Annotated in this window: 15 protein-coding genes; 4 read left to right on the top strand and 11 right to left on the bottom strand. The window is 75.2% G+C overall.

Translation table 11 applies throughout. The features are described from left to right. Window positions 1-7: 7 nt before the first annotated feature. The 7 genes from ACFC1X_RS06785 to ACFC1X_RS06815 form a co-directional block, all read right to left on the bottom strand. Window positions 8-640 (bottom strand): ANTAR domain-containing protein, encoded by a 633-nt coding sequence (locus ACFC1X_RS06785; RefSeq protein ID WP_376349387.1) that lies wholly within the window; start codon window positions 638-640, stop codon window positions 8-10. 168 nt (window positions 641-808) lie between these two features. Next, entirely contained in the window at window positions 809-2,245 is a 1,437-nt protein-coding gene (locus ACFC1X_RS06790) for a GAF domain-containing sensor histidine kinase (protein ID WP_376349389.1), read from the bottom strand. A 43-nt stretch (window positions 2,246-2,288) separates the two neighbouring features. Then, window positions 2,289-3,338, bottom strand: a complete 1,050-nt coding sequence (locus ACFC1X_RS06795; RefSeq protein WP_161327219.1) for a rod shape-determining protein — start codon at window positions 3,336-3,338, stop codon at window positions 2,289-2,291. 178 nt (window positions 3,339-3,516) lie between these two features. Further along, complete coding sequence (locus ACFC1X_RS06800; RefSeq protein WP_376349391.1) at window positions 3,517-8,475, bottom strand: SAV_2336 N-terminal domain-related protein; 4,959 nt, start codon at window positions 8,473-8,475, stop codon at window positions 3,517-3,519. Further along, the gene (locus ACFC1X_RS06805; RefSeq protein WP_376349393.1) at window positions 8,475-9,500 is read right to left on the bottom strand and encodes an AAA family ATPase; all 1,026 of its coding nucleotides are present in this window, start codon (window positions 9,498-9,500) and stop codon (window positions 8,475-8,477) included. Before ACFC1X_RS06805 ends, ACFC1X_RS06800 begins: the two co-directional genes overlap by 1 nt. Before the next feature lie 122 nt (window positions 9,501-9,622). After that, window positions 9,623-11,275 (bottom strand): trypsin-like peptidase domain-containing protein, encoded by a 1,653-nt coding sequence (locus ACFC1X_RS06810; RefSeq protein WP_376349394.1) that lies wholly within the window; start codon window positions 11,273-11,275, stop codon window positions 9,623-9,625. Then, window positions 11,272-11,631 (bottom strand): CU044_2847 family protein, encoded by a 360-nt coding sequence (locus ACFC1X_RS06815; RefSeq protein ID WP_376349791.1) that lies wholly within the window; start codon window positions 11,629-11,631, stop codon window positions 11,272-11,274. Before ACFC1X_RS06815 ends, ACFC1X_RS06810 begins: the two co-directional genes overlap by 4 nt. 246 nt (window positions 11,632-11,877) lie before the next feature. Here ACFC1X_RS06815 and ACFC1X_RS06820 point away from each other — a divergent pair, with 246 nt between their 5' ends. Beyond that, window positions 11,878-15,519 carry a S8 family serine peptidase gene (locus ACFC1X_RS06820; RefSeq protein ID WP_376349396.1) on the top strand — a complete coding sequence of 1,214 codons (3,642 nt, stop codon included), beginning with the start codon at window positions 11,878-11,880 and terminating at the stop codon, window positions 15,517-15,519. Window positions 15,520-15,749: 230 nt separating this feature from the next. Here the strand turns inward: ACFC1X_RS06820 and ACFC1X_RS06825 are convergent, their stop codons facing one another. From ACFC1X_RS06825 to ACFC1X_RS06835, 3 genes are read right to left on the bottom strand one after another with little or no spacing between them, the layout of a single operon-like run. Further along, window positions 15,750-17,120, bottom strand: a complete 1,371-nt coding sequence (locus tag ACFC1X_RS06825; protein ID WP_376349397.1) for a carboxyl transferase domain-containing protein — start codon at window positions 17,118-17,120, stop codon at window positions 15,750-15,752. Next, a complete protein-coding gene (locus ACFC1X_RS06830; protein ID WP_376349398.1) occupies window positions 17,113-18,558 on the bottom strand; it encodes an acyl-CoA synthetase in 1,446 nt (481 codons plus the stop codon). The genes ACFC1X_RS06825 and ACFC1X_RS06830 overlap by 8 nt, the downstream gene beginning before the upstream one ends. Window positions 18,559-18,607: 49 nt before the next feature. After that, complete coding sequence (locus tag ACFC1X_RS06835) at window positions 18,608-19,984, bottom strand: SLC13 family permease (protein ID WP_376349400.1); 1,377 nt, start codon at window positions 19,982-19,984, stop codon at window positions 18,608-18,610. Window positions 19,985-20,188: 204 nt separating this feature from the next. On the opposite strand from ACFC1X_RS06835, the gene ACFC1X_RS06840 reads away from it, so the two are divergent. Further along, complete coding sequence (locus ACFC1X_RS06840; protein WP_376349401.1) at window positions 20,189-20,896, top strand: FadR/GntR family transcriptional regulator; 708 nt, start codon at window positions 20,189-20,191, stop codon at window positions 20,894-20,896. A gap of 19 nt (window positions 20,897-20,915) precedes the next feature. Here the strand turns inward: ACFC1X_RS06840 and ACFC1X_RS06845 are convergent, their stop codons facing one another. Beyond that, window positions 20,916-21,521 (bottom strand): hypothetical protein, encoded by a 606-nt coding sequence (locus ACFC1X_RS06845; protein ID WP_376349402.1) that lies wholly within the window; start codon window positions 21,519-21,521, stop codon window positions 20,916-20,918. Window positions 21,522-21,648: 127 nt separating this feature from the next. On the opposite strand from ACFC1X_RS06845, the gene ACFC1X_RS06850 reads away from it, so the two are divergent. Both ACFC1X_RS06850 and ACFC1X_RS06855 read left to right on the top strand, forming a co-directional pair. After that, window positions 21,649-22,422, top strand: coding sequence for an IclR family transcriptional regulator (locus ACFC1X_RS06850; RefSeq protein WP_376349404.1), 774 nt, complete (start codon window positions 21,649-21,651; stop codon window positions 22,420-22,422). Next, window positions 22,419-23,282 carry an SMP-30/gluconolactonase/LRE family protein gene (locus ACFC1X_RS06855; protein WP_376349405.1) on the top strand — a complete coding sequence of 288 codons (864 nt, stop codon included), beginning with the start codon at window positions 22,419-22,421 and terminating at the stop codon, window positions 23,280-23,282. The genes ACFC1X_RS06850 and ACFC1X_RS06855 overlap by 4 nt, the downstream gene beginning before the upstream one ends. Window positions 23,283-23,304: the final 22 nt, after the last annotated feature.

A 23,304-nucleotide genomic window follows, 5' to 3' on the forward strand; every position in this document is an offset into this window, starting at 1 on the left:
GCCGGTGTCAGAGGCCGAGCCGGGCCAGGGCCGTGCGCAGGGCCGCGCGTACCTCCGGGGGTGGGGGCGGGCCGTCGTTCTCGGTGCCCGCGGTGACCGCGGCGGCGACGTCGCGCAGCTTGGTGTTGGAGAGCTGGGAGGCCTCCCGGAGGATGTCCCAGGCCTCGTCCGAGGTGCAGGCGTGCAGGGCCATCAGTACGCCGCGCGCCTGGTCGATGACCGGACGGGAGGCGATCGCCCGGCGCAGCTGGTCGACCTCCTCCTCCAGGACGTGCAGCCGCTCGGCGGCGGTGGTGGTGCGCAGGGGGTCGGTGGTGTCCAGACCGGCCAGCTCCAGGACGCGCAGCGGCTGGCCCCGCCAGTTCGCCGTCGTCGCCGGTACCGCCTCCCGGTGGCTGTAGCCGCCCAGCAGGTCGAGGAAGCGCAGCCCGCCCGGGTCCATGAACTCCACATCGCTCATGTCCAGGTCGAGCCGGGAGACGCCGGCCGGCAGTGCGGCCAGTGCCTCGGCCAGGATGTCCGTGCACCCGTGGACGAGCCGGCCGCGCGCGACGAGCAGCGCCCGCCCGGCGGTCACCCTGCCGTCGATGACCAGGAAGGCCGGCTGCCCCGCCAGACGCGGCGGTGCCGTTGAGGTCATGTCACCCGCCCTTGTCCGTCCCCGACAGTCCTGGTCGACGCTCGCGACGTCGCTCGGTCCCCTTCGCCGTGGCGCCTGCCCGCCGTACGGCCGACTACACCCAACGCCGGGGAATGAGTGGCCGAAGAGAGGGTAAAGGCAGTGCCGGTGCGCCCCACGTCCACGCGGTCACAGCGGCGACCACCAGGTCACCGTCGTGCCGTCCGCCCGGCGCCCGGCGCCCTCCTCGCCCTCGCCGTCGTCGAAGACCGTCAGCCGTACGCCGTCCCGGCCCCCGTCCGCCGCGGCGCCGGTCGCGTCCACGGTGACCTCGACGCGGGAGACGGCCGCGCGGACGGTCGCGTCGGTCAGTGCGCGGCGCAGGGCGGTGAGCAGGTGTCCGGCCACCCGGTCGGGTACGCGGGTGTCGACGGCGCCCCTGAAGTGGGTGGACGGGGCGAAGCCGAGCCGGGCGGCGGCGGACGCGGTCTCGCGCAGGACCCGGCCGCGCAGCCCCGTCGGCGGCTCGGCCGGCGGCTGCTGGAGCGCGAAGATCGCCGTGCGGACCTCCTGGACCGTGGACCGCAGCTCGTCCGCCGCCCGCGCGAGGATGTCCCGCACGTCCTCCGCGCCACCCCGGCGCTGCGTCGACTCCAGCATCATCCCGGTGGCGAACAGCCGCTGCACCACCAGGTCGTGCAGGTCCCGCGCGATGCGGTCGCGGTCCTCGTAGACCGCCAGCCGCTCCCGCCCGCGCCGTGCGTCGGCCAGCACCAGGGCGAGCGCGGCCTGCGAGGCGAACTGGGTGGCGAGCCGCCGCTCCAGGTCCGTGTACTGGCGTTCGCCGCGCCGGCGGGGCAGGGCGAGGGTGCCGATCAGCCGGCCGTTCGCCTGCAGCGGCAGCATCATGCTCGGCCCGAACCGGTGCCGTACGTGCGTCGTCATCCGCGGATCGGTCGCCGAGTCGGTGAGGAAGACCGGCTCGCCGCCGAGCAGTTGCTCCAGGACGGGGCTGCCCGGCGCGATGGTGGCGCCGACGATGCCCCCCGGGTCGTCGGGCGTCGACGCGGTCACGATCTCCATGCCGCCCTCGGCGGTCGGGTGGAGGATGACGCCCGCGGAGGCGTCGGCGAGCAGCCGGGCCCGCTCGGCGACCGTGGTCAGCGCGTCGTCGGCGCCCTCCTCGGTGAGCAGCGCCGTGGTGACGGCCGCCGCGCCCTCGATCCAGCGCTCGCGCTGCCTTGCCGTCTCGTACAGCCGGGCGTTGCCGATCGAGATGCCGGCCTGGGTCGCCAGCACCCGCAGCAGTTGCTCGTCCTCCGCCGTGAAGGGTCCGGCGCCCGGCCGGCCCGCCAGCCGCAGCTCGCCGAACGCCTCGTCGCGCACGTGGATCGGCACCCGCAGCCGGGGCGCGGTCGCCGCCACGGGTTCCGGGCCCGGGGTGCGGATCTCGGCGAGGCCGTCCCGGCCGGGGTCGAGCATCGCCAGGGCCGCGCGGTCGGCGCCGGTCAGTTCGGCGGCGCCGTCCACGAGGTGCTGGAGGGTGCTGCGCAGGTCGAGGTCGGTGCCGACCTCCAGGACGGCTTCGAGGAGGCGGGTCAGTCGGGGCGCGGGCCGCGCGGTCATACCGTCCGGGCTCCTCGGCGTACTCGGCTCCCTCGGCGGCGGGTCAGTCGGACGCGGCCGGCTGGAGCGAGATCGGCTCCACCCGGCCCTCCAGCATGCTGCCGAGCCCCTGGACCGCGCACACGTCGGGCCGCTCCGCGATGTGCACCGGCATGCCCGTGGCCTGACGCAGCATCTGGTCGAAGCCGGGCAGCAGCGCGCTCCCGCCGACCATCATGATCCCCCGGTCGGCGAGGTCCGCGACCAGGTCCGGCGGGCAGTCCCGCAGCACCCGTCCGATCCCGTCCAGCACGGCCGTCAGCGGCGTCTGGATGGCGTTGCGCACCGACGCGGTGTCGACCTGCACCGAGCGCGCGAGGCCGGTCGCCACGTCCCGGCCGTGGATCTCGGTGGAGGCCGGTCCCTGCGGGGTCAGCCCGTTGCCGGACAGGGTCAGCTGCAGCGGACGTACGGACTGGCTGGGCAGCACCAGCTCGTGCTGGTGGCGCAGGAGCTGCACGATCGCGTGGTCCACCGCCTCGCCGCCGACCGGGATGCGGGCGGCGGTCACGATCGAGCCGAGGGAGAGCACCGCGACCTGGGTGGCGTGCGCCCCGCACACCATGATCATGGTCGCCTCGGGCTGCTCCACGGGCAGCCCGCAGCCGACGGCCGCGGCGATCAGCGTGTCGACCAGCTCCACGCGGCGCGCGCCGAGTCCGACCAGCGTCTCGATCGCCGCCCGCTGCGCCAGCGGATCCGCGTCGTGCGGGGTGCAGGCGGCGGCGCGCAGCCGGGGCTTGCGGCGCAGGGCGCGGCGGATCTTGTCGCCGAGCAGGTGCCGCAGCATGCGCTGGGCCATCTCGATGTCGACGACCGTGCCGCCGGACACGGGCCGCACGACCCGGATGTAGCCGGGGGTGCGGCCGGTCATCTTCTCCGCGAACTCGCCGACCGCGATGAGCGCGCCGGTGCGGGTGTTGACCGCGGCGGCGGAGGGCTGGTCGACGACGAGCCCGGCACCCTTCACGTACACGCGGGTCCGTGCCGCGCCCAGGTCGACGGCGAAGTGGCAGCGGCGCAGCTGCTCCAGACTGGCGGTACTGGCGGTCATGGCGGATCCTCCCGAGAGCGCGACCGTGCGGCCGCCCGGTGGGCGGCCTTGCTGGCATCGTGCGCGGGAGCGGGGGCGGGCGCCCGTTGGAGGGGGCCGGGCGGGGGGCCGCCGAACGGGCGGTCTCCGACGGCGTTCCCTTTCGACGTTCCCTTTCGGCGTTCCCGGCCGCGCCCGGTCAGCCGTTCTCGGCCGCCGTCAGCAGCGGACGCAGGTCCGGTACGAGGAGCGCGTCGTCGTCCGCCGCGCTCAGCTCCCGCCGGACCCGTTCGCCGCCGCAGTGCCCGATGAACGGCAGACCGAGCGCGCGGGCGGCGGACTGCTCGGCGACGGACGAACCGATCAGCACGCACGTGTCGATGGTGGCGTCGAGCCGCTCCAGGGCCCGCAGGAGGACGTCCGGGTCGGGCATCAGACGGGTGAGGTCGGTGCCCCTGCCGTGCACGTCCCCGGCGAGGGCGTCCAGCAGGCCGCGTCGCCGCAGGTAGGCGGTGACCGGGGCGGGGTCCCGGTCGGTGACCACGGCGGTGCGCACCCGCCGGGCGTCCAGCGCCTGGACCAGCCGGTCGGCCAGGGGCACCGGCCGTGCGGTGCGTGCCGCCCGCGCCTCGTGCCGGTCGAGGCGGAGCCGTACGTCGGGGGCGAGCCGGTGCCCCGCCAGGGCCCGGACGAAGTCGAGTGTGCCGGCGTATCCGTCCGTCGAGACCCGGGGCAGCGGCACGCCGGACAGCGCGTCCTCGGGGTCGCGCTCCTCGACGAAGAGCCGTGCGATGTCCAGCAGCACCTCCCGCTCGGCGGCCGGCCGGTACAGCCGGGCCAGTACCTCGTCGAAGCCGAGGAGGACGCAACGGGCGCCCGCGATCAGGTCGGCGGGTGAGCGCGGGGTACGGCGGGGCGTGAACGCGGGGGCGCCGGACTCATGGCGGAGGTTCCAGCCGACGGAGTAACCGGGCGCGTCGATCTCCGCGAGTTCGACCGCACGATCCTCCCGGACCGCGGCGAGCATCTCCCGGTTCCGCTCGGCGACCACCTTGCGCAGGTCGCCCGCCCGGTTGCGCACCGCCTCGACCGGGTCCTCGACCCGCCACGTCACACTGACGCCCGTCAGCGCCGTGGCGAGGCGGTACTCGGCCAGGTCGACCTCGAAGTACTGCCCGGCCGCACGCAGGGCCGGGGGCGTGGACCGGGCCAGGTCCGAGTCCTGCGGGGCGAGTGTGCCGTCGGGCAGCCGCAGGACGACGACCCAGGAGGCGCCGCGCGGGAGGGGGAGCGCGCCGTCGGACGGCATCGGAAAGGGCCCGCTCACCGCTCCGCCGTCCGACGCCTCCACCCTCGGCCCCCCGGCACCCTCGACCGGGCGGTACCAGCCGGTGTCGTCGTCCAGCGGCCGGAACAGGTCCGGATCGAAGGCGGGTCCGTCCTCCGCCGGCTCGTGCACCTCGTCGTGGTAGAGGGAGTCGGAGAGGACGACGAGCGCCTGCGCGTCGGACGCGTCCAGGACCGCGCCGACCGACCCGGCGTCCGCGCGGAAGGACTGCTCCTCGGTTCCGTCCAGCCGGAACTCCACCTGCCAGAACTCGACGAGCAGGTGCTCCCCGCCGACGTGCGCCAGCTGTTCGGGCAGGCCGTCCACGACCGCCCGCAGGAGCCGGGCGGCCTCCATCCGTGGCTGCAGCAGGACGAGCAGGCCCTCCCTGTCGTCCACGAGTTCGTACGCGGTGGCGTCGAGTCCGCTGTCCGCCAGCAGGTTCGTGACCACGGTGCGCAGCGGCGCGAGGTCCGCCTCGTCCCAGGGGTGCTCGGTGTAGGAGAAGCGGACGCAGTCGCGGAAGTCGGTGTCGAAGTCGGCGTCGAAGTCGTCCTGCACCTGCTCGTCCGCCTCGGTCGGCTGTTCGGGCTCCTCCGGTTCCTCCGGCTCCGCCTGCCGTTCCTCGGGCTCCGCCGGTTCCTCCAGCCGCGGCACCCAGAGGTCGTCCTCCGTGGGGAACGGGCCCTCCGGCAGCTCGTCCGGCGCCGACACCGTCCCGTGTGCCGCGTCGTCCCGGTCCGACGCGGTGCCCTCGTACTCCGACCACGGGGCGTCGTCGACCGGCTCGGCGTGCTCCTCGCGCAGTTCGCGGCCCAGCGCCGCCAGGGCCGGACTCCGCCCGCCGGACAGCTCGTACTCCTCGTACAGCTCCAGGGCCTCCGCGCCCCGGCCCTGGCGGCGCAGCGCGATCAGGTAGAGGCGGCGGAAGTCCTCCCGGTGGGGGTGGTCGCGGAGCAGGCGGGACAGTTCGGCCGAGGTCCGGTCGTAGTCGCCGAGGGACAGGTCGAGTTCGGCGCGCTTGGTGTGCAGGGCGAGGCGGAGCCGCAGGAGCCGGGCGCGGGCGGTACGGGCGGCGGGACCGGGCACGTGCGCGAGGGACTCGGGGCCGTGCCAGAGCGACAGCGCCTCGGTGACCAGGGCGCGGGCCTCGGTGGGCGCCCCCTCCAGCCGGGCCGCGTCGGCGCGCCGTACCAGCTCGTCGCAGTGCACCAGGTCCACCTGGTCGGCGCTGGTGTGCAGGGCGAGGCCGTGGGCGGACGTCGCCAGGGCACCGGGGCCGAGGGCGTCCGCCAGCCGCGTCGCCAGCGCGTTCACGTCCCCCCGCGGGTTGCGTGGTTCCTCGCCGGGGTCCCACAGCCCCCACCGCAGCTCCTCGTGCGTCACCGTGCGGCCGTGCTTGAGCAGCAGCATGGCGAGCAGCGCGCGTACCCCCGGTCCGAGGGCGGGGGACCCGTCCGGCAGCGTGACCCGCAGCACGCCCAGGGCGTGGTAGCGGCGCGGCTCGTACGCCTCGCGGGCCCGGGTGAGCGAGTGCGGGTCGGTGAGCAGGTCCACGCCCTGGGCCTGGGTCGTTGGTGAGGCGGACATCAACTGGTCGAAGGCGTGCGCGTAATGGATGCGCAGGGCGGCGGGCAGCCGGTCCAGGTGGCGGGAGTCGATCGGGACGGTCAGCCGCGAGGTGCCCGAGGTCAGCAGCAACAGGATGTCGCACAGGGCCCGGAGGTCCTCGGAGCGTCCGGACGGGCCCGAGGTCCTGCCCGGTTCGAAGAGGCTGAGCCGGACCGTGCCGTCCGGCAGCAGGACCACCCGGGACGCCTCCAGGCCGCCGTGCGTGACGCCCGCCCGGTGCAGGGCGGTGAGGGCACGCGCCAGCTGCGCCCCGACCGACACCGCCAGCGGTGCCGGCAGCCGTCGCGCGTTCGACCGGGCGAGCGTGTGCAGAGCGATGCCGTCCAGGTGCTCCATGACGACGTACGGGACGTCGTCCTCGATGCCGGCGTCGAGGACGGTCACCACGTTCGGGTGGGTGAACTCCGTCAGGCGGCGCGCGTCCCGCAGGAACGCCCGGCGCGAGGCGGGGTCGTGGTCCGGGTCGTGCAGCCGCACCGCCACGGTCCGGTTCGCCTCGGTGTCCTCGGCCAGCCACATCCTCCCGGTCGGCGCGAGCCGCCGGGCCGGCCGGTAACGGACACCCAGCGCGGGCGGGAAGGGGGAGGGGCCCGCGGGCCGCACCGGTGCGGCCAGCTGCCGGGCGCTCTCCTGGCTGATCGCGGCGAACGTCTCGCCGCCGTCGGCCCGTTCGGTGCCGTCCCGGGAGGGGACCAGCGCGCGGAACTCGCCCGGCGACCGGCCCGCCCGCTCGTCGATCAGGCCGCCGGTGCGCAGCAGCAGTTCGTGGGTGCGGTTGCGGGCGGTGCGGGGCAGCCCGCGCAGCAGGAGGTCGCGTACGCCGGGGCGGAAGGCGTACGAGCCGGGCGGCCCGGCGACCGTGGTGAGCATGCCGCTGAGGATGATCTCGGCCAGGTGCTGGGGCCGGGGCTCCGGCTCGACCGCGGCCTGCACCAGCCGCATCACCGGCAGGTCCGGGCGCCCGAGCGCGAGGTGCCCGGCCAGCCGGAAGGCCTGGGGGGACGCGCTCGCGCGAAAACGCAGCACCAGTTCCTCGGGGGACAGGCGCGTGACGTCGGCGCGGTCGTCGGCGTCGGCGGGCAGCGGGCGGTGCAGCACGGCGGCGGCGCCCGGGTGGCGGGTGCCGCCCGGACTCGCGACCAGGGAGGCCCAGTTCGCCAGCCACTCGGGCCCCGGTTCCAGCACGGGGAGGTGCAGGGTGCCGCCGGGGGCCGGGGGTGCGGTGTCGTCGTACGGGGTGAAGGCGAGGGACGCGCTGGGCGCGGCCCGGTGCGGGGCCGACAGCCGGCCCGGGACCGGCGGCAGGGCGGTGTCCCGCCACAACTGCTCGGGGAGCGGCTGGAGAACGGCCAGCGGTGTGCGGTGTGCCCAGCGGCGCAGCGTGTCGAACCAGCGGCTGCCGGCCGGGCCCTCCCGCCACTGCGGTCCCATGCAGTCGCTGATCAGCAGGGTGACCGTACGGCCGTCGGGGGGCGCCTCGGCTCCCTCGCCGCGGACGGTGCCGTCGGCCTCCGCGCGGTGCAGGACGACCGTGCGGAAGACGCCCGACTGGGCGAGCGTGGCGTGCAGTTCGCGCACCAGCGGCTGCCAGACGGGCATCGTCGGGCCCGCGTCGTGCACCAGGTTCAGCCGCAGCCAGCGCTCCCGCACCGGGCGCAGCACCGGCAGCCACCCGTCGGGCCCGCCGCCCAGCCGCGCGATGCGGTCGGCGGTCGCGGCCTCGTCCACCTCGTGGCCCACGGGCGCGTCGGTACGGCGCTTCAGCGGGCGCAGGGAACGCTGCAGCGCCAGCGTGTGGCGCAGCATCGGCGGGGCGGGCGCGAGCAGGGCGCTGTGCGGCTCGGCCGCCGACGTCCCCGGCGCGGGGGCCGGGGAGGGCAGGCGCAGTGGGGTGCGGGAGGCGTCGGGAGTGTCGGGCCGCGCCTCGGGCGGATCACCGACGGGCTTCCGTCCCTGTCGGCGCGGCGGGTTCCGTACCGTCTCCGGCCTCGGCGCGGGAACGGGCGGTGCGGGCTCCCCGGCCGCCGGGCCGGTCGCTCCGTCGTCCGTCGGCCCAGGGGTCGCCGGGTCCATGTGCCCGGCCAGCCAGAGCAGTTCGGCCAGCTCCAGCGGGGTCGGGCGGACACCCGAGGAGACCCGGCCGAGGAGGTCGGCCAGGCGGGGCAGGGGCTCCGGTGAGCCGGGGCGGTCGGCCGGCATCAGAAGGCGTCGGGCTGCGGGGACCTGCCCAGGTAGGGCATCAGCTGCTCGGCCAGCTCGTCCAGGGAGTCGGCGCCGAGACCGGAGGAACGGGCCAGGTAGATGGCGTTGAGCAACTGGTCCGTGGCCAGTTCGCCGCCGCCCACCCGGGACAGGAACCGGTGGATGAGCTGCTCCGCGTACCCGTCGGGCTCGCCCAGGTGGGCGCGGACGATCTCGGCGAGGTGGTCGTCGTCCGGCTGCCGCAGGCGCAGCGAGACGCAGCGGCGCAGGAACGCGGGTGGGAACTCGCGCTCGCCGTTGCTGGTGAGGACGACGAAGGGGAACGCCTTGCAGCGGACCCGGCCGCGCTCCACCGGCACCCGCCGGTCGGTGCCGTCGATCAGCACCTCGGCCCGTCCGTCCGGGGTGTCCCGCGAGGCCCGCACCAGTTCGGGGATCTCGTACTGGCCCTCCTCCAGGACGTGCAGCAGGTCGTTGGGCAGGTCGAGGTCGCTCTTGTCGATCTCGTCGATCAGCAGGGCGCGCGGGCGGGCGTAGGGGAGCAGCGCGGTGCCGAGGGGGCCCAGGCGCAGGTGGTCCTCGATACCCGTGGCCGCCGCCGGGGCGTCGGGGCCCTGCGTGGCGTGGCGGGCCGCGTACAGCCGGGAGAGCGGGTCGTACGTGTAGAGGCCGTCGTGCAGCGTGCTGCGGCTCGTGATGTTCCACCGCAGGACCGGGCCGAGCCGCAGTTCGCGGGCGACCGCGTAGGCGAGGGACGACTTGCCGGTGCCGGGCGGGCCGGTGACCAGCAGCGGGCGCCGCAGGTACAGCGCCGCGTTGACCAGTTGCACCGTCTGCTCCGTGGCCTGGTACGTCACGGCACGGTGCGCGCGGTCCGGCGAGGCGGCCGGGTCGTCGCCGTCCTCGACGGGCGCGTCGAGCACCGGCCCGCCGGCGAAGGCCCGCCAGGGCGGCGGCGGGGGCAGCTCGGCGATGCCGTCGTGGGGGGCCGGGGCGCCGGTGTAGACGGGCCACAGGGGCATGGGTTCTTCTCTCCGGGTGGTCGTGGGCCGGCGGCCCGTTCCTGTGTGTGGGGCCCTGGTCGTCGGGTACGGCGGGTGGGCGGTCATCCGGGCGGGGACGGTTCATCGGCGGCGTCGCCCCGTCAGCCGACGGGTGAGTGCAGCAGGGCCGCGGGCTCGCTGAAGCAGCGGGGGTCGTCCCACAGGAGCTGGACGTCGCGGGCCCAGTGACCGTCGGGGTCCTCGGCCGCCTCCGCCGTCTCGCGCAGCTCCATGACCAGGCGGGGGAGTTGGGACGGTGGCACGTGCGCCACCGACTCCGCCAGCTCGTCGAGGAACGCCGTCCCCGGACAGGGATCGTCGTGTCCGTCGCCCGAGCACCCGCGGCGCGGCCACAGCAGTACGGGCACGGGGACGGTGAGACCCACCTCGAAGTGCTCCCGCGCCGTCGTCGGCGGGGTGCCGAAACCGGCCAGCTCCGCGTCGTCCCGCAGCCGCTTGCGCAGGCCGGCCGGCCGCTCCGGGGTGCCGCAGTCGACGCGCCGCAGCGGTACGCCCTGACTGGCCCCGAGCCTGCCCCACTTCTTGCGCAGTTGGTGGCGGAGCCGTCCGCTGCGGTGGCGGTGGCGGTCGGTGACGACCAGCGGGTAGGCGCAGCCGAGGGGCGTGGAGTCGTCCTCGCCGCACTCCCAGTGCGCCACCGGTTCGTTGAGCCACTCGCGCGGCAGCACGAAGGTGAGCAGCTCGTCGGCGCCCGGATCGAGCTGGGTGCACGCCTCGTCGATATGCTCCTGCACGAAGGCGCGCACCGCGCTGCGGGCCAGCCGGCGCGAGCCCACCGGGCGGCGCTGCCCGTCCCGGTAGGCGGACACCTCGACGGTGACCTGGTCGGCGCCGGCGCCGCTGTGGTCGATCTCCACGACGATCGGCGACCAGGTCGTGGGGCGGGACGGCGGTGCGTGCAGCAGCTCCTCCAGCCGGTCGGCGAAGCGGGTCACCGCGTCCGGCTCCGGCACCTCCCACTGGACGTAGGCGGCGGCGTCCCGCAGAGAGGCGAAGCCCTCGTCCGGGGGCGGCGGGTCGAAGGCGTCCGTGGCGGAGACGTACAGCCGTTTCGGGTCGCAGCTCAGCCCGGTCTCCTCGGCGCGGCGCAGCAGCGCGTACAGCCGTCTGCGCGCGTCCGACCGGTGCCCCGGGGTGGGCACCAACTCGCCCAGGTCGGGCCAGTGGCGCGCCATGACCTCGACGGGCAGCATCCGGCCGACGCGTACGTCCTTGGCGCCGGCGACCGCGGTGACCATGCCGACGACGGTGCCGTCGGCCAGTGCCAGCGCCGCCCCGCTGAACCCGGCCGCCAGCGGCTGCCCGTGCGCCGTGAGCGCCTCCAGCTGGACCCACTCGCCCGAGATGAGCGGTCCGGGCAGGGCGCGGTAGGAGGCGAGCATGCCCTCGTCGTACCCCTTGGGGAAGCCGTAGGCGATCAGCTCGGGGGCGGGCGCGGTCCGTTCGGCGCGGGGCGGGGCGAAGGCGGCCGGGGTGAGCGGCACGTCGCGGTCCAGTTCCAGTACGGCCAGGTCGCCGGGGTCGGCGGCGCCGCCCTGCCAGCCGCCGTGCACGGCGACCGCGGCCGACAGCCCGCCCAGGTCCCGGCGGCCCGGGAAGCTCACCGTGACCGGCGCTTGGTCCGCCGACCTGACGACATGGGCACAGGTCAGTAACCGGCGGGCGGAGACCAGGAATCCGGCGCCGACCTCCGGCCCGCACTCGACGCGGGCGTGCCACGCGGCACCGCTCATGACCGTGCGGCGGCGTCCGGGCCCGCGGGGCGCGCCGGTCCGGGCTCCGGAGCCCAGCTCAGCTTCACCACCAGATGGCCTTCCGCCGTGCCCTTGGCGATGACCGCGCCGGCCTCCGCGCTCAGCTTGACCCCGAACTCCAGCTCCACCGCGTCGGGTCTGAGCGTGCCGTCCCTGAAGACCCGCAGCGCGGACGCGGCCGCCGCCCGGACGCCCTCCAGGGACTCCTCGAAGGTGCGGGCCGCCCGGGCGGGTCCGTCGCCGCGCGAGACCAGCCGCGCGCCGTCCTCGTCCTCGACGCCCTCGACGACCACCCGCACGCCGTCCCCGGTCTTGAACTCGACCAACCCGTCCATGCCGCCGCTCGCTCCCCGTGTGCCGTACGTGTCCGTGCGCAGCACCATGCGCAGCACCATTGTGACGGACGGTACTCGGCCGTGTCGCGGCTCGAGGTGCCGGTCCGCCGGACCACTGGCGGAAACCCGCCAGGGCGCCAATCCGCCACGCTCCGTCAACTCCCGTGTACCAGAAGCCCCCTGAGACTGCTCACAGCACTCTTCACAGCACTCTACGACGACACGACGACGCGAAGTGAGGCGTGGATGAGCAGAGGACCAGTCCGACGCGGGGCGACCCTCCTGTCGGCGGGGCTCGTGATCGCGCTGCTGCCGGCCGGGACGGCGGCGGCACAGGATCCGCCCCCGGAGCCGGCGCACCCCCCGGCCGCCGCCGCCCGGGACACCGCGGCCCGCACCGTCACCCTCGTCACCGGCGACCGGGTGACCGTCACGGACCTCGGCGGCGGACGGAAGACCGTCACGGTCGAGCGGCCCGAGGGTGCCGACGGCGCCGTGCACACCCGCAGTTCCGGCGGCCGGACCACCGTCGTACCCGACGAGGCCCTGCCGTACCTGCGCGACGGCAGCCTCGACGAACGGCTCTTCGACGTCGGCGAGTTGCTGGAGCAGGGCTTCGCCGACACGGAGACCGGCACGCTGCCGCTGATCGTGACCTACGAGAAGGGCGCGCGGTCGGCCACCCCGAAGGGCACCGAGCGGACCCGGGCGCTGCCCAGCGTGCGCGGGGCCGCGGTGGAGGCCGGCAAGGGGCGTGATTTCTGGCGGGAATTCACCCGTGGCGCCGGCATCGACGGGGTGTGGCTCGACGGCCGGGTCACCGCGGCCATGGCCGAGTCCAACGCGCAGATCGGCACCCCGGAGGCCTGGCGGGCCGGGCTGACCGGCAAGGGCGTCACCGTCGCCGTGCTGGACAGCGGTGTGGACGCGGGCCACCCCGACCTGGCCGGACGGGTCGCGGAGAGCCGGAGCTTCATCGCTGGCGAGGAGGTCGCCGACCGCAACGGGCACGGCACGCATGTCGCCTCCACCGTCGGCGGCAGCGGCGCGGCCTCCGACGGCAAGGAGAAGGGCGTCGCCCCCGGCGCCGCGCTCGCGATCGGCAAGGTCCTGGACGACTCCGGTTCGGGCAGCGAGTCCGAGATCATCGCCGGCATGGAGTGGGCCGCCCGGGACGTGGACGCCGACATCGTCTCCATGAGCCTCGGCTCGACCGAGCCCAGCGACGGCACCGACCCGATGGCCGCGGCCGTCAACACCCTGTCCCGCGAGACCGGCGCCCTGTTCGTCGTCGCGGCCGGCAACACCGGCGCCCCGTCCTCCATCGGCTCGCCCGGCGCCGCCGACTCCGCCCTGACCGTCGGGGCCGTGGACTCCGCCGACGAGGCGGCCTGGTTCACCAGCGCCGGGCCCCGCCACGGCGACCAGGCGCTCAAGCCCGACCTGTCCGCGCCGGGCGTCGGCATCCTCGCGGCCCGGTCCCGGCTCGCCGAGGGCAGCGGCGACTACACCGCCATGGACGGTACGTCGATGGCGACGCCGCACGTCTCGGGCGTGGCCGCCCTGCTCGCCGAGCAGCACCCCGACTGGACCGGCGCGCGGCTCAAGGACGCGCTGATGTCCACGTCGAAGGGGCTCGACGCCTCCGCGTACCGACTGGGCGCGGGCCGGGTCAGCGTGCCGGACGCGATCGCCGCCGACGTCACCGCCACGGGCAGCGCCGACCTCGGCTTCCACCCCTGGCCCCACGACGGCGACGAGCCGGTCACCCGGACCGTCACCTACACCAACTCCTCCGACAACGCTGTCGAGTTGAAGCTCTCCGCGCAGGGCGCCCCCGACGGCGTCGTCACCCTCGCCGACACCGCCCTCACCGTGCCCGCGCACGGCACCGCCTCCACCACCGTCACCGGCGTCGTGTCCAAGGCCCCGGCCGGGACGACGAGCGGCCGGATCGTGGCGTCCGGCGCGGACGGAAAGCCCGTCGCGCACACGGCGTTCGGGCTGGTCAAGGAGGACGAGCGGTACACGCTGACGGTGCGCGTCAAGGACCGCTCCGGTGCCGCCGCCCCGGCCGACCTGGTCGTCCAGCACCTCGCCGAGGGCGTCGACCCCGTCCCCGCGCACGTCGGCGACTCCGGCACCCTGGAACTGCGCCTCGCGCCGGGGACGTACAGCCTGACCTCGTTCCTCGACGTGCGCGGCAGCCACGGCGCCGACTCGCTCGGACTCGGCTTCCTCGCCGCGCCGGAGGTCGTCCTCGACCGGGACCGCGAGATCACCCTGGACGGCACGGAACTGAGGGAGATCAGCGCGGACGTGCCGAAGCGCACCGAGACCCGGCAGCTGATCATGGAGTACGACCGCAGCGCGGGCGGCGCCGACCTGTTCGGCGCGGTCCAGGTGCCGCTGAAGTACGACAGCGTCTTCGCCGCGCCGACGAAGAAGGTCACCGAGGGCGGCTTCGAGTACCGGACCGTGTGGCGGCTCGGCAAGCCGCTGCTGGAGGTCAAGGGGATCGGTGAGGCCGTCGTCCAGCCGGGCGGCACCCTGACCGAGGGCCGTGAACGGCTGCCGCTGGTGGACGTCGGGGACGGCCCCTTCCCGGAGGGCGTCCGGGGCAAGGCGGTCCTCGCGCGGCTCACCGAGGGCACCGCACCGGCCGCCCTCGCGCAGGCAGCTCAGGACGCGGGCGTGAAGGCGCTGTTCGTCACCGACGACGCGCCCGGCCGGCTGCTGGCCTGGTGGGGCACGGACGACAACGCCGACCGGCCGCTCCAGATCGCCTCGGTCGACGCGGACGACGCCAAGCGGCTGCGGAAGGCCGGGCGGGTCGACATGACCGGCACCCGCGACACGCCCTACGTGTACGACCTGTCCGAGGGGCACCCCGGTGCCGTGCCCGACCGGGACCTCACCTACGAGCCCGGGCGGCGCGGCCTCGCCGAGGTGCGGACCCGGTACCACGGGGCCGAGCCCGTGAGCGGCGGCGAGTTCCGGTACTCGATCACCGACACGTTCCCGATCGGCCTCGGCTTCAAGGAGCGGATCGCCTACCCGGCCGAGCGCACCGAGTACGTGTCCACCGGTCCCGGCCAGCTGTGGCACGAGTCCGTGACGAGCGCCGGGGAGGCGCTGGAGGAGCGGAGCGGACTGGTCCGGTACCGGGGCGGTGACCGCACGGAGCTGAACTGGTTCAAGCCCGTCTGGCACCCGTACCTCGGCACCGGGCTCGGCTGGGGGCAGCAGCGTTCGGGCAACCGGCTCCAGTTCAACGCCCCCGGCTGGGGCGACTCCGGCCCCGACCACACCGGCTTCGGCGACGTGTGGAGCGAGGAGAGCGGGATGACGCAGACCACGTCGGTGTACCTGGACGGCGAACTGGTCGACGAGGGGCCGAGTTCCGCCGCCTACGTGTGGGAGGCGCCGGCCGACGAGCACACGTACCGGCTCGTCACCGACACCGCGCTCGACGCGGAGCGCTGGCCGCTCGCCACCGAGGGGCACGCGGAGTGGACCTTCCGCTCGGCGGCGACCCCGGACGACCGGTGGACCTTCCTGCCCCTGATCAACCTCTCCTTCGACGTCGACACCGACCTCGCGGGCGAGGTGCGCGGCGGCAAGAGGCTGCGGGTCGGGCTCGGCGCCGAGTACGTGGCGGGCGCCGCCGGGACCGGCAGGATCGGCGACGGCCGTCTCGAGGTGTCGTACGACGACGGGAAGTCCTGGCGGCAGGTGCGGCTGCGCGACGGTGACGGGGCGGCGTCCTGGCACGGGACGCTGAGCGTGCCGCGCGACGCCGAGCGCGTCTCGCTGCGGGCCTCGGCGCGCGACGACCGGGGCGGCTCGGTCACGCAGGAGATCGTGCGGGCCGTGGCCGTGCGGTGACACGCGGACGGCGCCGCCTCCCTGGGACGGGGAGGCGGCGCCGTCGGTTTCTCGGACCGTCAGACCAGCCAGCCGACGAAGTGGACGATGCCGGCGAGGATGTCGGTGAGAAGGTTCATGATCGTGCAGCTCCTTGCGCTGTGCATGTGTGGGACCTACTTGGGACATGTGCGTCAACTACGGTCTGCAGCCCGTTGCTTGCACACCGTAAGTATCGTTGGTCCCTGCAGTCACATACGCTCTTCAGAGCGACGATCACCTGTTCCAGGGAACAACTGATCGCCTGTTCGGATCACGCCCAGCTCGGCCAAGTCCTGCGGACGCAGCCGCAGTTGGTCCGCCGTCGCCTCCACCTCCTCGGGCGGTCGCTTCAGGATCGCCGCCGCGAGCTCCGGCGCGATGACGGAGAAGTAGCTGTCCGGGGTGGCCCAGGTGCGGCCGGGCGCCGCGAGCGCCAGCGCCCCGCCCGAGCCGCCCTCGCCGATCACCAGCGTGGTCACCGGCGTGCGCACCGAGGCCATCACCCCGAACAGCTCGGCGATCGCCGCGCCCACGCCCTGCCGCTCCGCTGCCGCGTCGTTGGCCGCGCCCGGCGTGTCCACCAGGGTCAGCACGGGGATGCCGAGCCGCTCCGCGAGACGGATCAGCCGGGTGGCGGTGCGGTATCCGGCGGGCCCGGTCGCCGTCCCCGTCTGGGCGGCGTACGCGACCGTCCGCCCCGCGTGCTCGCCGAAGCCGCACAGCATGCCGTCCGGGTCGGTGCCGCCGCAGCGGTCCCCGGAGACGGCGACGCGGTGGGTGAAGTAGGCGTCGAGATACGCGGCGGCACGCGGACGGCGGGGTGCCCGCGCCCGGCGGACCGCGTCCCAGCCGGTGGCCGGGAGGCTCCGCGCCCCCAGCGGTCCTGGCACCGGCGCCGGTTCGGCGGACGGCGCCGTCAGCAGCCGCAGCCACCGGCCCAGCGTGCCGCGCAGCTCCCCGGCCGGTACGACCGCGTCCGCGCTGCCCGCCGCCACCTGGGCCTCGGCCGTGTACGCCGCCGGATCGGCGTCCGGCGGCCGGACCCGGGATCCGGCGAAGCCGACCTGTGCGCCGGGCAGCGCGAGGACCACGTCGGCGCCCGCGCCCAGGGTCGCCCAGCCGCCGCCGGTGGCCGGGTCCCGCACCACCGCGATCTGCGCCAGCCCCGCCTCCCGGGTGAGCGCCGACTCCCGCGCCACCCGCTGGAGCTGGGTCAGCGCGAGCATCCCCTCCTGCATCCGGCTGCCGCCGGTGGCGACCAGCGGCACGACCGGCAGCCGGTGTGCGCGGGCGTACGTGTACGCGTCCTCCAGCCGGTCGCCGGTGCGCCGGCCCAGCGAACCGCCGAGGAACCCGAACTCGAACGCGACGAGCACGGCCCGCACGCCCGCCACGTGCCCGGTGCCGCAGACCACCGACTCCTGCTCGCCGGTGTGCTCGGCGGCGCGGGCGCGGGCGGCGTCGTAGCCGGGCCAGCCCAGCGGGCCGTCGGGCGCCGACCGGCCCTCGGGGTGGGGGAGTTCGGCGAAGTCGTCGGTGACGAGGGCGAGGAACTCCCGCGCGGACGGACGGTCAGTCACGGTTCAGCGCCCGCTTCATGATCTTCCCCATGTCGTTGCGGGGCAGCGCGTCGAGGTAGCGGACCACGCGGGGCCGCTTGTGCGGGGCGAGCCGGGCGGCCACGTGGTCGGCCAGCGTCTCCAGCGCGGGCGGCGCCCCGGCGTCGGCGGGCACGATCCACGCCACGATCCGCTCCCCGAGGTCCGGGTCGGGCTCACCGGTGACGGCCGCCTCCCGCACCCCCGCGTGTTCGAGGAGCGCGTTCTCGATCTCGCCGGCCCCGATCTTGTACCCGCCGCTCTTGATCAGGTCGGTGGCCTTGCGGCCGACGATGCGGACATAGCCGTCGGGGTCGCGCACCGCCATGTCGCCGGTGCGGAAGAAACCGTCCCCGGTGAAGGCGGCGGTGGTGGCGTCGGGGCGGTTGAGGTACTCGGTGAACAGATTCGGGCCGCGCACCTGGATCTCGCCGACGCTCTCCCCGTCCGGCTCCGCGATCGGCGTGCCGTCCTCCTCCACCAGCCGCAGCTCCACCCCGGGCAGCGGCACGCCCACGGTGCCGGCGCGCGGCTCGCCGTCCGCCCGCACGCTCGTGTTCATCAGCGTCTCCGTCATGCCGTACCGCTCGATCACCCGCCGGCCGGTCGCCGCGGCGATCCGCTCGTGGTCGTGCACGGGCAGCGCGGCCGACCCCGAGACCAGCAGCCGGGCCCCGGACAGGGCCTTCGCCAGCTCCGGGTCGCCGGGCAGCGACTCGGCGATCCGGTGGTACATCGTCGGCACCCCGAACAGCATGGTCGCGCCGTCGTTCAGCTCCCGCGCCGCGCCCTCGGCGGAGAACCTGCCCAGGTGCCGCACGGAGCCGCCGCGCCGCAGCGGCCCGAGGATGCCCAGCACGAGCCCGTGCACGTGGAACAGGGGCAGCCCGTGCACCAGCACGTCGTCGCCGGTCCACCGCCAGGCGTCGGCGAGCGCGTCCAGGGTCGTCGAGAGCGCGCGCCGGGGGATGACGGCGCCCTTGGGCGGGCCGGTGGTGCCGGAGGTGTAGACGACGAGCGCGGGGTCCCCGTCGCCGGAGCGGTCCTCGGGCACCGGCCCGGTGGCGTGGACGTCGACGTCGACGCGCTCCAGGGCGCCGAGGGCCGACGGGAGTTCGGCGCCGGGAGGCGTCAGGACCAGCGACGGCTCGCTGTCGGAGAGGATGTGCGCCAGTTCCTTGTCGCCGGACTTCGGGTTGAGCGGTACGGCGGGGACCCCGGCCAGCAGCGCCGCCACCACGGCGACCGCGGTCTCCATCGCCGGTGTCGCCCAGACGGCGACCCGGCCGGCGGTCCCGATCCGCCCGGCCGTGGCGCCCGCGGCGGCGGCGAGTTCCGCGTACGTCAGTGAGCGCTCGCCGAACCGCAGGGCGGGCCCGTCGGCGGGGGTCGGGGAGAGGGCCGGGAAGAGAGAGGACACGCGTCGTACTCCTTAGCTGTTGCTCACGATTGCCGGTCTTCCGAGGGGCCTACCCGAAGCCGGGCACGACCAGTACGAGCCACGCCAGCGCGGGCACGGCCGCCACCACGATCCCGCCGTACACCATCAACTGCCGGAAGAAGCGGTCCCGGTCGACGTCCGGCGCCGCGGCCAGCACCAGCGCGCCGTTGGTGGAGAAGGGGCTGACGTCCACGACCGTCGCCGACACCGCGAGCGCCGCCACCATGCCGACCGCGCCGATCTCGCCCTGCGCGAGGAACGGCACCGCCAGCGGGATCAGCGCGCCCATGATGCCCACCGAGGAGGCGAAGGCCGACACGATCGCGCCGATGTAGCAGAGCAGCACCGCGGCCAGCAGCGGGACGCCGATGCCGCCGACGCCCTCACCGGCCCAGGTGATGGTGCCCATCTCCTCCAGCACACCGACGTAGGTGAGGACACCGCAGATCAGCAGGACGGTGGACCAGGCGATCTCACCGACCGCGCGGCGGCTGTCGTCCGGCCAGGCGGTGCTCAGCACCACGGCGAGGCTGACCGCGGTCAGACCGGCGTCCAGGTCGAACCCGAGGACGGCCACGACCAGGGCGACCAGGGCGACCAGGGTGGCGATCCGGGCGGGGGTGAGGCGGGTGGCGCCGCCGGTGCCGTCGGCGTCCTGGTCGGGGCGCACGGCGACGGCGGTGGGGGCGGTTCCCGCGGTGCCGGTGCTCTTCTCCGCACCCCCGCCGGTGCCCCCGCCGGCACCCGTGCCGGTCGCCTCGGTCGGGCCGGCCTCGCCGTCCACCGGCACCGACCCCCGCGCCCACAGCTTCCGCCCGCCGAGCACCGCGAACAGCACGGACGCGATGAGGAGGTTGGCGATCAGGGAGGCGAGGAAGAGGCCGACCTCGCTGCCCGGCAGGTCCTCGCGCTCGACGATGCCGTTGACGATCGAGCCGTAGATGCTGATCGGCGAGAACCCGCCGGCCTGCGCGCCGTGCACCACCATCGTGCCCATGAGCAGCGGGCTGATCGAGTACCGGGTGGCGAAGCTCAGCGCGATCGGCGCGACGATGGCCACCGCGGCCGGGCTGACCGCGCCGATCGCCGTGAGCGCCCCGGTGAGTGCGAACATCACCCAGGGGATCAGCGCGACCCGCCCCCTGACCAGCCGGACGGCCGCGTGCACCAGCCAGTCCGTGGTGCCGTTGGCGCGGGCGATCGCGAACAGGTAGGTGACGCCGACGAGGACGACGAAGAGGTCGCCGGGGAAACCGGCGAAGATGCCGTCCGCGTCGAGGTCGGCGACGAGCGTGCCCACCCCGAAGGCGGCGGCGAAGGCGAGGGCGCCCATGTTGACGGAGCGGGTGGTGGCGATGACGAACACCACGACCAGGACGAGGATCGAGACGAGTTCGGGGGACATGCGGGGGCTCCCGGGTGCTGTCCTGATGGAAACCTGACTGGCTGAGAAACCTGACTGGCTGAGTGGCTGAGCCACTTGGAAGGTGCGGTTGGCAGGTCAGCGTGGGCCCCGGCCGGAGCGCCGTCAAGGGGTCGCGCAGGAATTGGCTCAGCCACTCGGCCACGCGGGGCCCGGTGCTAGGCTCCCGACGAGAGGGGGATCTCCGTGACCGACGCCCTGCGCCCGATGACCAAGCAGCGCCTCTACGAGCAGGTGCTGGAGCGGCTGCGCCAGTACGTCACCGACGGCGGCCTGCGGGCCGGCGACCGGCTGCCGCCCGAACGGGACCTCGCCCAGCGCCTCGGCGTCAGCCGGGCCTCCGTGAAGCAGGCCATCGTGGTCCTGGAGGTCCAGGGCCTGGTGGAGGCGCGGCACGGCGGCGGGACGTACCTGGTCCGGGACAGCCTCGACGTGGAACCCGTCGAGAAGATGGTCGAGCGCCGACGGCGCCTGCCGGACGTCCTGGAGGCCCGGGAGGCGCTGGAGACGAAACTCGCCGAACTGGCCGCGGAGCGCCGCACGGAGGACGACCTGACCGCGATGCGGGCCGCGCTGACCGTGATGGCCGAGGAGATCGAGCGGGGCGACCATGGGGTCGAGGGCGACCGCCTCTTTCACGCGGCGGTGACGGCGGCGGCGCACAGCAGTCTCCTCGCGGAGTTCATGCGCTCCATCGCCCACCAGATCGCCGAGAGCCGCACCGAGTCGCTGCGCCAGCCCGGCCGGCCCGGCCGTTCGCTGGCCCAGCACCAGGCCATCCTCGACGCGATCGCCGCCGGGGAGCCCCGGCAGGCGGCCACCGCGATGCGCCGCCACGTCCGCACCGTCGCCAAGGTCCGCCTGCTGGACTGGGACCCGGAGGACGAGCGCTGACCGTGACCCCGGGCAGGCGTTAGCCGAGAGGCGCCCGGCCGGTGACCGCCGTGCGCTGGAGCAGCCCCCACGTGAACTCCGCGACCACCTCGTGGCGTACGCCGTCCCGGTCCGGGGCGGTGAAGGCGAGGCCCCAGCGGGTGGGCGCCGAGCCCTGGAGCGGGCGCGCGGGGGCGAAGGCGCGGGCCGCCTCGTCGACCGTGCAGGACCAGGGCGTCAGGTCGTCCAGAGTGCGCAGGTCCGGTGCCGCGGCGCCGGGGGCGCGCACCAGCCACTCGTTCCAGACCACGCCCTTGTCCGCGACGAGCACCTCGAACCGCAGGTCGGGCCAGAGGGGCAGCGCCCACTGCCGGGCCTCGCACTCCAGGTCGCCGATCCGGCGGGGAGCCGTCGACTCGGGTTCGCCGAGGACCGAGCGGTAGCGGGCGGCGGCCGAGCGGGAGCGCGGCGAGCGGAGCATCGCCTGCCAGCGTTTGTTGGCCTCCCGCATCTCGGCGAGCGAGGCACCCAGCTCGCGCCGGGCGTCCTCCACCGGGCCGGGGTTGTGGTCGGCCATGCGGCGCAGCAGCACCAGCTGGAAGTCGCGCGGGGTGAAGGGGCCGGCGGGCTGCTTTCCGGTGGGCATGGAGCCCATCGTGGACCATGCGCGGCGACGCAGGGCCATTGCCCCGGCAAACACGATATGAGTAGCCTGTGTTCGCGATTACGACCGCTTGTTGAAATCTCGAACACACCTAGGGAGGGGGCCGGACATGGGACGTCTCGTACCCGCCGTGACCCGGGCTCTCGACATTCTGGAGCTCTTCCTCGACGGGGACGGCACGCTCTCCGCCCCCGACATCGTGCGCCGGCTCCAGCTGCCCCGCACCACCGTGCACGAGCTGGTCACCACGCTCGCCGCCCGCAAGTACATCGTCCCGGTCGCCGGGCAGCCCGGACGGTACCGGCTGGGCGTGCGCCCGTACCAGCTCGGCGCCCGCTACGCCGAGCACCTCGACCTCGCCGCCGAGGGCCAGCAGGTCGCCCGGAGCGTCGCCGAGACCTGCGACGAGACGGTGCACGTGGCGATCCTGGAGGACACCGACGTCATCTACATCGCGAAGGTCGACTCCACGCACGCGGTGCGCATGGTGTCCGCGGCCGGGCGCCGGCTGCCCGCCCACTGCACGTCCGTCGGCAAGATGCTGCTGGCCTCGCTGCCCGAGCCGGAGGTCGCCGCGCGCTTCCCCGACGGCACCGAGCTGACCGCGATGACCCCGAACAGCATCACCGACCCGGCCGCCCTGCGCGAGGCGCTGGCCGGTGTCCGCGCGCGCGGCACGGCGGTGGAGAGCCGCGAGTCCAACCCGGACGTCTCCTGCGTGGCCGCCCCGGTGCGGGACCGCACGGGCCGGGTCGTCGCCGCGCTGTCGATCTCCGTGCCCATGATCCGCTGGAGCGAGGAGCGCCTCGGCGAGCTGGAGGAGCTGGCCGTCAAGGGCGCCGCCGAGCTGTCCGAGCGGCTCGGCCACCGGGGGGCGGCGTGACGGCGGGCGGTACGGCGTACGAGGTCGCCGTCCGGGCGGAGGCGGCCCTCGGCGAGGGGCCCACCTGGGACCCGGCGACCGGCCGGCTCCTGTGGATCGACATCCTGAACTCCCGCGTCCACACCTACGACCCGGCCACCGGGCGGCGCACGGTGCGCCGCACCGACCAGCACGTGGGCGCCGTCAAACCGCGCGCGGGCGGCGGGCTCGTCCTCAGTCTGCGCGACGGGATCGGCCTCCTCGACCCCGACGACACCTTCCGCTGGCTGCACCGCGAGCCCGTCCCCGGCCGCCGCGCCAACGACGCCGCCGTCGCCCCCGACGGCAGCCTCTGGGCGGGCACCATGCGCTACGACGAGGCGACCGGGGGCGGCACGCTGACCCGGTTCACCGGGGACGGCACGGCCGAAGTCGTCCTCGACGACGTGACGGTGAGCAACGGCACCGGCTGGAGCCCCGACGGCCGGCGGATGTACTACGTCGACACCCCGACCCGGCGCATCGACGTCTTCGACACCGACCCCGCCGACGGCCGGATCACGGGCCGCCGCCCGCTGGCCGTGATCGAGGACGGCGCGGGCTTCCCCGACGGCCTGTGCGTCGACGCCGACGGCAGCGTCTGGGTCGCCCTGTGGGACGGCGGCGCGGTACGCCGCTACACCCCGACCGGCGCCCTCGACCGCGTACTCCCGCTCCCCGTCCCCCGCGTCACCGCCTGCGCCTTCGGCGGCCCCGACCTGACCGACCTGTACCTCACCACGGCCCGCACGGGCCTGCCGACGCCGCCCCCGCTCGCGGGTTCCCTCCTGGTGATCCCGGACGCGGGCCGGGGTCTGCCCCAGCCGGCGTTCGCGGGCTGAACCGGGGATCCCGCAACCTCGC

It is taken from the genome of Streptomyces sp. NPDC056128 (assembly GCF_042263835.1).
In the GTDB taxonomy this organism is placed as follows: Bacteria; Actinomycetota; Actinomycetes; order Streptomycetales; family Streptomycetaceae; genus Streptomyces.

What these genes read in the sequence shown, in the direction of transcription:
- ACFC1X_RS06805 (WP_376349393.1), bottom strand. Translation starts at nt 9,500, where the DNA reads ATGCCCCTGTGGCCCGTCTACACCGGCGCCCCGGCCCCCCACGACGGC.
- ACFC1X_RS06790 (WP_376349389.1), bottom strand. Translation starts at nt 2,245, where the DNA reads ATGACCGCGCGGCCCGCGCCCCGACTGACCCGCCTCCTCGAAGCCGTC.
- ACFC1X_RS06850 (WP_376349404.1), top strand. Translation starts at nt 21,649, where the DNA reads ATGGGACGTCTCGTACCCGCCGTGACCCGGGCTCTCGACATTCTGGAG.
- ACFC1X_RS06845 (WP_376349402.1), bottom strand. Translation starts at nt 21,521, where the DNA reads ATGCCCACCGGAAAGCAGCCCGCCGGCCCCTTCACCCCGCGCGACTTC.
- ACFC1X_RS06820 (WP_376349396.1), top strand. Translation starts at nt 11,878, where the DNA reads ATGAGCAGAGGACCAGTCCGACGCGGGGCGACCCTCCTGTCGGCGGGG.
- ACFC1X_RS06785 (WP_376349387.1), bottom strand. Translation starts at nt 640, where the DNA reads ATGACCTCAACGGCACCGCCGCGTCTGGCGGGGCAGCCGGCCTTCCTG.
- ACFC1X_RS06795 (WP_161327219.1), bottom strand. Translation starts at nt 3,338, where the DNA reads ATGACCGCCAGTACCGCCAGTCTGGAGCAGCTGCGCCGCTGCCACTTC.
- ACFC1X_RS06810 (WP_376349394.1), bottom strand. Translation starts at nt 11,275, where the DNA reads ATGAGCGGTGCCGCGTGGCACGCCCGCGTCGAGTGCGGGCCGGAGGTC.
- ACFC1X_RS06835 (WP_376349400.1), bottom strand. Translation starts at nt 19,984, where the DNA reads ATGTCCCCCGAACTCGTCTCGATCCTCGTCCTGGTCGTGGTGTTCGTC.
- ACFC1X_RS06815 (WP_376349791.1), bottom strand. Translation starts at nt 11,631, where the DNA reads ATGGACGGGTTGGTCGAGTTCAAGACCGGGGACGGCGTGCGGGTGGTC.
- ACFC1X_RS06800 (WP_376349391.1), bottom strand. Translation starts at nt 8,475, where the DNA reads ATGCCGGCCGACCGCCCCGGCTCACCGGAGCCCCTGCCCCGCCTGGCC.